The organism is Chromobacterium sp. ASV23, assembly GCF_016428945.1.
Taxonomy (GTDB): Bacteria; Pseudomonadota; Gammaproteobacteria; order Burkholderiales; family Chromobacteriaceae; genus Chromobacterium; species Chromobacterium sinusclupearum.
The window spans coordinates 1-2,313 of sequence record NZ_JAELTR010000125.1 but is presented as its reverse complement, the minus strand read 5'-3'; the positions used below and the strand labels follow the sequence as shown (position 1 = coordinate 2,313).

Annotated in this window: 3 protein-coding genes; 2 read left to right on the top strand and 1 reads right to left on the bottom strand. The window is 63.0% G+C overall.

All coding sequences use genetic code 11. The annotated features are described in order from the left end of the window. Together JHD59_RS21830 and JHD59_RS21825 are read left to right on the top strand one after the other, a co-directional pair. The coding region (locus tag JHD59_RS21830) for a methyl-accepting chemotaxis protein (RefSeq protein WP_233164459.1) at window positions 1–850 on the top strand (850 nt) is incomplete at its 5' end. A 163-nt stretch (window positions 851–1,013) separates the two neighbouring features. Then, window positions 1,014–1,841, top strand: coding sequence for an undecaprenyl-diphosphate phosphatase (locus JHD59_RS21825; protein ID WP_199155812.1), 828 nt, complete (start codon window positions 1,014–1,016; stop codon window positions 1,839–1,841). A 39-nt stretch (window positions 1,842–1,880) separates the two neighbouring features. Here JHD59_RS21825 and JHD59_RS21820 read toward each other — a convergent pair. Continuing rightward, on the bottom strand, window positions 1,881–2,313 hold a 433-nt coding region (locus JHD59_RS21820; RefSeq protein ID WP_199155811.1), incomplete at its 5' end, for a thioredoxin family protein.

Genomic DNA, 2,313 nt, shown 5'->3' with positions numbered 1-2,313 from the left:
GCGCCAGATGGTGCAAAGCATCCAGGAAAACGCTCATCACGTCTCCGACTCCGCCCGCGCGCTGTCCGGCATGGCGCAGCAAGTAGCCACCGGCGCCCAAACCCAGGCCGAAGCCACCTCGTCTGCCGCCGCGTCCATCGAACAACTGACCGTCAGCATCAATCAGGTGGCGGACAACTCCAGCGAGGCCTCGCAGCAGGCGCAGGCCGCAGGGCAGCTGGCCAATCGCGGCGGCACCGAAGTGCTGGAATCCGTCGGCAAGATCCGCTTCGTCACCACCTCGGTGGATGATACCGCGAAGCAGATGAACAGCCTGACGCGTGAGGTCCAGCAGATAGGCAATATCGTCACCGTGATCCGTGATGTGGCCGACCAGACCAATTTGCTGGCGCTGAACGCCGCCATCGAAGCCGCCCGCGCCGGAGAAACCGGCCGCGGTTTCGCCGTGGTGGCCGACGAGGTGCGCAAGCTGGCCGAGCGCACCACTACCTCGGCCCAGGAAATCACCGCCATGATAGGCTCCATCCAGCAAGGCGTGGGCCAGGTGGTGCACAGCATGGGTCAAAGCCTGGATTGCGTGGAGGGCGTGTCCGGCACTGCGGAGCAGGCATCGCTATCGATGAAGGAAATCGAAACCAGCGCCGACACCATCATTCGCACCATCCACAGCATCACCGGCGCGCTGACCGAACAGCGCAGCACCAGCTTGAGCCTGGCGCAGGATATGGAAAAAGTGTCTCGCATGGCCGAGGAAAACAACGCCACCGTGCAGGAGCTGGCCACCACCTCCAGCCAGTTGAATGCGCTGTCCGCCAATCTGCAAAGCGTTGCTACGCGATTCCGGCTATAGCTTAACCGCGCCTACCCACATCAGGCTGCGCCTATCGGCGCAGTTTTTTTGCCGGCAATCTTCAGATCGCATAGCAAAGCCAGCCGCAACAAGCTGCCAACACGGCACGCGTTTCTCATTTATAATCGCGCCACCCCAACTACAACTATCGCACCGACACGCCATGGACCCGATCCTGTTGTTCCACTCCCTGATCATGGGCTTGGTGGAAGGCATCACCGAATTCCTGCCCATTTCCTCCACCGGCCACCTGATCCTGACCGGCGACCTGCTGAACTTTCTCGACAAGGAAAAACGCGACGTCTACGAGATCTTCATTCAGCTGGGCGCCATGCTGGCGGTGGTGTGGGAATACCGCGCCAAGATAGGCCGCACCGTCAGCGGCGCCGTTCGCCCCGGCAGCGAGCGCAATCTGCTGCTGGGTATTGTCATCGCCTTCATCCCGGCCGCCATTGCCGGCCTGCTGTTCTCCAAGCAGATCAAGGCGGTGCTGTTCAACCCGGTCTGCGTGGCTGTCGCCTTCATCGTAGGCGGCTTGATCATCCTGTGGGCGGAAAAGCGGCAGCACAAGGTGGCGGTGGAGACGGTGGACGATCTGAGCCTGAAGGACGCCTTGAAAGTGGGGCTGTGCCAATGCCTGGCGCTGATTCCCGGCACTAGCCGCTCCGGCGCCACCATCATCGGCGGCCTGTTTCTGGGCCTGTCGCGCAAGGCGGCGACGGAGTTCTCGTTCTTCCTCGGCATTCCCACGCTAGGCGCGGCTTCGCTGTACAGCCTGATCAAGCACCGCGAGGCGCTGAGCGCGGACGACATCGGCGTGTTCGCCGTCGGCTTTATCGCGTCCTTCGTCTTCGCCTTCCTGGCCATCCGCGCGCTGCTGCGCTTCATCTCCACCCACAGCTTCGCCGTGTTCGCCTGGTATCGAATCGCTTTTGGCCTGATCGTGCTGGCCAGCTGGCAGACTGGCTTGGTGAACTGGAGCGCCGGTTAAAAACGCGCGCCGCGGGCAAAGCCTGCGGGCCTGCCCGCCCTACTTCGCATCCCGCCGGACTTTGCTGACGCGTTCGAAGAATTCGTAGATGCCAGTCTCGCTCATGCGCCGCGCGTCGGCCAGCTCGCCAGCACGGGTGGCGTAGATCACCTTGTTGTCCGGCGACAGCACCACCGCCGCCGGAATACCCTTGGCGATAGGGTGGCCGTAAGCGGCGTCGATGTCGAGGTTATGGTCGAAATTGCCGACATCCACCTTCACCACCTTGAATTCCCTCGCCAGCAGATCGGCGCTCTTGCCCGTCTTCAGCGCCGCATCCAGCGCGCGGCAGTCCTCGCACCAGTTGGCGCCCAGGATCAACAGCACCGGCTGATGGCTTTGCCGCGCGGCGGCCAGCGTCTGCCGCAGTTCGGCCTGTGCGTCGGCTTTTTCGTCATACGGCAAATCGCCGGCAAGCGTAGCGGCGCTGGCC

Coding starts and splice junctions, on each gene's coding strand:
- JHD59_RS21825 (WP_199155812.1), top strand. CDS start 1,014: ATGGACCCGATCCTGTTGTTCCACTCCCTGATCATGGGCTTGGTGGAA.